This window comes from Streptomyces olivochromogenes (genome assembly GCF_021538895.1).
Classification (GTDB): Bacteria; Actinomycetota; Actinomycetes; order Streptomycetales; family Streptomycetaceae; genus Streptomyces; species Streptomyces olivochromogenes_A.
Genome location: NZ_JADDRL010000076.1, coordinates 41,399 through 47,398 on the forward strand (window position 1 = coordinate 41,399; position 6,000 = coordinate 47,398).

Below are 6,000 nucleotides of genomic sequence, written 5' to 3' on the forward strand. Positions count from 1 at the left end.
GCTCTCGCCGACTGCCTCACCGGGAAGTCGGCCCGGGGACCATCCGCTGTCCGTGCCCACCGCTCAGCCCACGGCGCGACACTGACTGATCCAATGGCACTTACTCACTGGTAACGGACCCGAGTCGCGGTGTAACGTCACTCCCAGATGTCGTGGTTCGCAGTACCTGCCCGCGCTGTTGCGCGGGCGTTTTGCTGTGCAGTGCCCGAGGACCAGGACGACCACCTCCGGGTCCGCGCGGTGCGGACCCGCCATCGATTGGAAGGCACAGACATGGCCAGCGGTACCGTCAAGTGGTTCAACGCCGAAAAGGGCTTCGGCTTCATCGCGCAGGACGGAGGCGGCCCCGACGTCTTCGCGCACTACTCCAACATCAACGCCAGCGGCTTCCGCGAGCTCCAGGAAGGCCAGGCCGTCACCTTCGACATCACCCAGGGCCAGAAGGGCCCCCAGGCGGAGAACATCACCCCCGCCTAATCGAATACCGCAGACGATGCACGGTGCCCAAGCGCCCACGCCAACGGCACCGTGCATCGCGGCACACCAACCGGCCCCGTTCAGCCAGCCGGAGCAGAGCGCGGAGTGAGACTCCGACTCCACCGAATCCGTCTTGCCGCTGCCCCGCCGCCCGCCCTGTCGCCTGGGCCCGGCAACTCCACCCGGAGGCCGCGTCGTACCAGTAGCGGCACGAGCCCGCGCCCGACCCCGCCGCCGCTCTCCCGCTCTCCGCCCCTGGCGAGCCGCCAGTTCTTCGGTGTCGCGTCGCGGAAGTTTTGGTATGCGCACTGCTTGAGCCGGTGGAGGTTGGCTTCGGCGACGCTGGAGAAGTCGTAATCGGCCCGGTCGTCACTTCATGTGCACCGTCAGTCATCCACGATCGGCCGGAGCACAACTCGCGCACCTTGCCCAATCTGCATGAAAATGGAGATAGTCTCAGCTTCCGGACGTCGTGTTTCCCAGCAACTGGCCGGACCGGAAGGAGCGGCATGAGAAAGAGCAGATGGGTCGCCCTGGGCACGGCGTTGTGCGCAGCCGCAACAATCGGCGTGGCCGTGCCATATGTGGCCGTAGCCGCCCCCGCCAGCTGTTCCTACACGCCCTCGGCGTATCGGCCCGCGGTTACATACGGTGACACCGGTCGGGCCGTCAGGCAGGCGCAATGCCTGAGCAACGTGTGGGGAGGTCAGCCCGCCAAGCTCGTCCTCAATGGAGTCTTCGACTCCGTCATGCTGAGGAAAATCCAGTGGATCCAGGGCTGCCATGGCCTACCGCCGAGCGGTGTCATCGAGGGCCGCACCTGGCAGGTGCTCTATCACCCGGCCCTTGACTGTTACGACCCCTATCCGACCACCTGAACAACCCACGTACGCACAGGCCGAGTTTCGCGCTGCCGCGCCACACGTTGCCCCGGCGGACCAAAGCCCCGGTCTCGCCACGCTCTACCACCACGCCGCACGTCACCTTCAGCCCCGTTGGAAGAACGCGAGCATTTTCCGGCTGGCGTCAGGCGACGTCAGGATTTCCTGGACGTACGCGGACTGCCGGCCGGCGGCGCTGGTGCGTGCGAACATCTCGCGTTCGTATTCCTTGACGGCGGCGGGAAAGTCCTCCGGGTGCGCGGCCAGCGCGAGGCCGAGCAGGGCGCCGTCGAGCAGTGCCATGTTGGCGCCTTGCCCCACCGGCGGCATCAGGTGCGCGGCGTCGCCGAGCAATGTGACGCCTGGTCTCGACGGCCAGGTCAGGCCGACCGGGAGAGCGGTGATGGACCGTGGCAGGAGCGTGTCGTCGCAGGCTGCGATCAGTGCGGTGAACCGTGAGTGCCAGCCGGAGAACAGGTCGATCAGCCGCGCCCGGGCGGCAGCTGGGTCGCCGAACGGGATCCCACTGCTCGCGAACCAGTCCTCCGCGGTGTTGAAGCTGAGGTAGATGCGTACGCGGCCGTCGCCGTTGCGCTGCGCCGACAGGGATTGTCCGTTGCCGAGCACCCAGTAGTTGCCGCGCCCCACCATCGCCGCGAGATCGGGGTGGGTGCGGTCGATGTCGGGAATGCCGAGCTCAACGACGTTCTGGCCGGTGTGCGCCAGCCGGGCGTCGGTGAGCAGCGCGCGGACCCGGGAGTCCGCGCCGTCGGCGCCGACCAGCAGGTCGTACGTCGCACTGCTGCCGTCGGCGAAGTGCAGCAGGCCATTGTCGGCGGATTCGAACGCGTGCCCCCAGCACACCGCGTGTTCGGGGAGAGAGTCCAGCAGCAGGTCGCGCAGATCGGCGCGGTCGACCTCAGGGCGCTCAAGCGGGGCGTCGTCGGGCGTGTCCTCCTGGAGCAGCAGGGTGCCGTCCGGCTGGAGAAGACGCAGGTCCTGGCCTTCGCGACGGGCGATCGCGTGGAACTGGTCGATCAGGCCGGCCTCGCGCATCGCCCGCTGCCCGGTCCCGGAGTGCAGATCAAGCATGCCGCCCTGACCGCGCGCGTCGCGCGACGATTCACGTTCGTACACGACGGCTTCGATGCCGTTCACGTGCAGCACACGGGCAAGGGCCAGGCCGCCCAAGCCGGCTCCGACGATGGTGATGGCTGCGCTCACCAAGCCCCCGTCCTCGCTTGTCCCGCCGACCGGTTCAAGCCCGCTCATCAGCCGGTTCACCGGCGGAGCCGGGATGCGAGCACCGTGCGTACGGTCTTGGCTGCCTTGCTCGCGGCGGATCCGTCGTCTTCTTCGGGCCCCGGTTCCAGCGTCCCTTGGATCTGCCCCAGCAGCTGGTTGGTCGACCGCCAGAGCGGGACGAACATGCCGGCGACCGGCCCGACGCCCTGGATCGGACCATTGGACAGCTCGGTGACCTTCTTGGCGATCGTGACCGTTGTCGGGTCCCGCAGGATCAGGTGCACCTCATCGTCGACCAGTCGGATCTCCATCTTGCGCGCGGCGGCCTCCTCCGGGTTCGCGTCCGTGGTCGTCTCGGGATCCAGTTCGTCGATCTTGGCGGCGACCGCGTCCGGGTCGACCCCTAGTTCGCGCAGCGCCCTGGCCGCCATGCTGTTCTCCGCCCGGAGCATCGCCTCAAGCAGGTGATGACTGCCGACCGGAGCGCCGCCGGCCAGTGCGGTGGCGGTGGACATGGTGTCCTCGGTGGCGGGTGTGCCGACTGGCCATGGGCCGGCCGCGACGTCCTGTGATCCCTCCACTGATGCCAGCACCGCGGCACGGACCTTGCTGATCGGATTGATCCGCTCGGCAAGCACCTTCGCGCCAACGCCCTCACTCTCCCTGACCAGGGCGAGCAGGATGTGTTCCGTACCGATGTCGTTGTGGCGCAGCTGCTGCGCCTCGCGCAGGGCGAGTTCCAGCGTCTTCTTCGCGGGCGCGGCGAACGGGATATGACCGCTCAGTTCCTCCGTGCCCGGCTTGACCACCGCGGCGATATCAACGCGCGCCGTCTCCTTGTCGTACCCGAGCCGGTGCAGCACTTTCGCGGCCGTGCTGTCCGGCACGTCGAGCAGCCCCAACAGGATGTGCTCCGTGCCGATGTGGTTGTGCTTGAGCAGCCTCGCCTGCTCCTGGGCCGCGACGACCGCCTGGCGGGCTTTCACCGTGAACCGTTCAAAAGTCATGGCTCCATGGTCCCAACCATGTCAATACACTGTTATTGATAGGGTCACCGCGCTGAAAGGAGGGTGTGATGGGGACACCGTCGGAGTGGGAGGACCGGCTCGCGCGCTGGCAGAATGAGCTGGAGCTGTTCGAGCAGCTGGACGAGACGCCCTGGGTCACGCTGGCCAAGGCAGAAGCCGAGACCGGCGTTTCCCGCTCCGCCCTGCGGTCCTGGTACCGCAACGGCGAGATCCAGTCCCGGCTGGTGGACGGCCCGAACGGGCCGCAGCGCCTGGTCCGGCTGGACGCGGTGATCGAGCGCGCCGCCGCGTCACCGCGCATTCAGCGCAGGGCGGAGCGAGAAGTCAGCCTGGAAGCCCAGGTCACCCTGCTACGGCACCGGGTTGACCAGCTTGAGCTGCGGCTGGCCGCGCTGGAACGGAAGTGACAGGCGCGAAAAGCACCGTGCCGCCGTCGGGCCGGACCGGCGCCACCGCCGCCGGATCCGCCTGCTCATCCGCGGCCAGGGTGTATGGCCGAGCTTGGCCTGGTCGGCCGGCACCATCGCGGTCCGTGCCGCGTACAGCATTCACGTGTTTCAGTCGCGCCTGCTCCAACGTCCGCGCCCAAGACCACGCCCGGCGACGATTCGGTCCGCGCCGAGGAAAACCACATTCGGCGTGATCGACCGCAACGGCTGCCCGGCGGCACTGCCCACGACCGCCTGGCTCGACTGCCGCAGCCGCCATCAGAGTTCGATCACCTCCACCTCCGGCGAATCGGCCAGTGCAAGGATCAGAGCCGTGCCCGCTCCACCTGATCCCGCCGTCCTGCACCCCGATGTCACGGCGGCCGCGGTCTCGCCACAGCACTCCGGGCCGAGGCGTGCCGCGCATCGACGGCGGTACGGGCGACCTGGCGCAGGTCGCCCGGGCCGCCCGAGCGTGGCATGACGGGGCAGCCCTGGACGACATCCGACAGGTGGCGCCCTGCGTGCGCCTCACGGGCCGGTTCGAGGTGCCCGACAACGATCCCGAGCTCCTGACGGAATCCGACGGGCAGGGCAAGCGCCAGGAAGCGGCCGATCTGGAGTACGTCTGGCAGGAGACGTACCAACGGCTGATCGAGGCGGCGTACGCCGAGCCGGTACTGCGCGTCATCGGCGGCCAGGACCTCGGCGAATTCGCCACGGCGCAAGAGGCCGTGGCGGCGGCAGTGCGTCACCAGCCGTCCGGGCTCGGCCCGACCACGCTCGGCGGATGATCCCGCCCGGCGAGCGCCCGGTTTCGGCACGGTTGCGTCGGCGGCTACGCGCTCCCTGGAGGTTGTCGTCCTGGGGGTCACATCGCCTGGGGCAACGGGCCGCAGGCGGGCATCGTGCGAGGGTGCCGAGGACGCTCATGCACGGTAGAACGTAGGGGTGAGGGACGCGAACATCCCTGACGAGGATGCACGGCCGCAGCGCGTGACGAGGTCAGGGATCGACTACCAGGCGTTGTTCGCTGTCACCCCGAGCCCCTACATGGTGCTCGGCCCGGACCTGGTGATCGCCGACGTCAACGAGGCGGCTTGCCGGGTGACCGGCCGTACCCGGGAGGATCTGCTCGGTCGGTACCTCTTTGACGCCTTCCCTGAGAATCCGGCGGACCCGGGTGCTGAAGGGGTGCGGAATCTGCGCGCCTCCTTGCAGTGGGTCCTGCGTTCGAAGGAACCGGACACGATGGCGCCGCAGAAGTACGACATTCCCGTGGCCGATCAGCCTGGCGTGTTCGAGGAGCGGTGGTGGTCCGCGATCAATACCCCGGTGCTCGGGCCGGACGGGCAGGTGACGTGGATCATCCACCGGGGGGAGGATGTGACCGCGTTCATCCTGTCCCACCGTCGCCCGCGCGAAGGCACAGCGCTCAGCGACGCGGAGGCGATGGAGGTCGAACTGTACGCGCGGGCGCGCGAGCTCAGGCGAGTGAACGAGGAACTGCGCCAGGCCCACGCCCGGGAGCGCCAGGTCGCCGTCACCCTGCAGGAGGCCATGCTCCACTCGCCCCATTTGGCCCGGCATCGGGACACCGCGGTGCGCTACTTGCCCGCCGCCGGGTCACTGAACGTGTGCGGCGACTGGTACGAGGTGGTCGACCTGCCCGAGAACAGGTTCGCCGTCTCGGTGGGCGATGTCGTCGGCCACGGCCTGGAGGCCGCCGCCGTCATGGGCATGCTCCGCAGCGCGCTCTCCGCCTCCGTTCGGGCCGTCGGAGAGCCCGCGGGGGCCCTGGACATCCTGGGCCTGTACGCCCGCTATGTGGAAGGTGCGATGGCCACCACTGTCGTGCAAGCGGTCGTCGACACCCGCGCCCGCCGCATTACATACAGCAGTGCCGGTCACCCGCCGCCCGTGCTGCTCCACCAGGACGGC

General features: G+C 68.7%; 7 protein-coding genes. 5 read left to right on the forward strand and 2 right to left on the reverse strand.

Annotated features, from left to right (window positions below; all coding sequences use genetic code 11):
• Window positions 1-273 precede the first annotated feature (273 nt).
• Window positions 274-477, forward strand: coding sequence for a cold-shock protein (locus tag IPZ69_RS31420; protein WP_037751662.1), 204 nt, complete (start codon window positions 274-276; stop codon window positions 475-477).
• Window positions 478-1,226: 749 nt separating this feature from the next.
• The gene (locus tag IPZ69_RS47110; protein WP_268835265.1) at window positions 1,227-1,355 is read left to right on the forward strand and encodes a hypothetical protein; all 129 of its coding nucleotides are present in this window, start codon (window positions 1,227-1,229) and stop codon (window positions 1,353-1,355) included.
• A 108-nt stretch (window positions 1,356-1,463) separates the two neighbouring features.
• Here the strand turns inward: IPZ69_RS47110 and IPZ69_RS31425 are convergent, their stop codons facing one another.
• Window positions 1,464-2,630: an FAD-dependent oxidoreductase gene (locus IPZ69_RS31425; protein ID WP_374294472.1), complete on the reverse strand. Its 1,167-nt coding sequence runs from the start codon at window positions 2,628-2,630 to the stop codon at window positions 1,464-1,466.
• Between the two features lie 8 nt (window positions 2,631-2,638).
• Entirely contained in the window at window positions 2,639-3,610 is a 972-nt protein-coding gene (locus tag IPZ69_RS31430; protein ID WP_235458047.1) for a Clp protease N-terminal domain-containing protein, read from the reverse strand.
• A gap of 68 nt (window positions 3,611-3,678) precedes the next feature.
• Here IPZ69_RS31430 and IPZ69_RS31435 point away from each other — a divergent pair, with 68 nt between their 5' ends.
• The 3 genes from IPZ69_RS31435 to IPZ69_RS31445 all read left to right on the forward strand — a co-directional run.
• Window positions 3,679-4,038, forward strand: a complete 360-nt coding sequence (locus IPZ69_RS31435) for an excisionase (protein WP_235458048.1) — start codon at window positions 3,679-3,681, stop codon at window positions 4,036-4,038.
• A gap of 437 nt (window positions 4,039-4,475) precedes the next feature.
• Window positions 4,476-4,853 carry a hypothetical protein gene (locus tag IPZ69_RS31440; RefSeq protein ID WP_235458049.1) on the forward strand — a complete coding sequence of 126 codons (378 nt, stop codon included), beginning with the start codon at window positions 4,476-4,478 and terminating at the stop codon, window positions 4,851-4,853.
• Between the two features lie 202 nt (window positions 4,854-5,055).
• On the forward strand, window positions 5,056-6,000 hold a 945-nt coding region (locus tag IPZ69_RS31445), incomplete at its 3' end, for a PP2C family protein-serine/threonine phosphatase (RefSeq protein WP_308407565.1).

Bases quoted from the DNA above. Each gene is read 5' to 3' on its own strand.
- IPZ69_RS31420 (WP_037751662.1), top strand. From the start codon at position 274: ATGGCCAGCGGTACCGTCAAGTGGTTCAACGCCGAAAAGGGCTTCGGC.
- IPZ69_RS47110 (WP_268835265.1), top strand. From the start codon at position 1,227: ATGCTGAGGAAAATCCAGTGGATCCAGGGCTGCCATGGCCTACCGCCG.
- IPZ69_RS31425 (WP_374294472.1), bottom strand. From the start codon at position 2,630: ATGAGCGGGCTTGAACCGGTCGGCGGGACAAGCGAGGACGGGGGCTTG.
- IPZ69_RS31430 (WP_235458047.1), bottom strand. From the start codon at position 3,610: ATGACTTTTGAACGGTTCACGGTGAAAGCCCGCCAGGCGGTCGTCGCG.
- IPZ69_RS31435 (WP_235458048.1), top strand. From the start codon at position 3,679: ATGGGGACACCGTCGGAGTGGGAGGACCGGCTCGCGCGCTGGCAGAAT.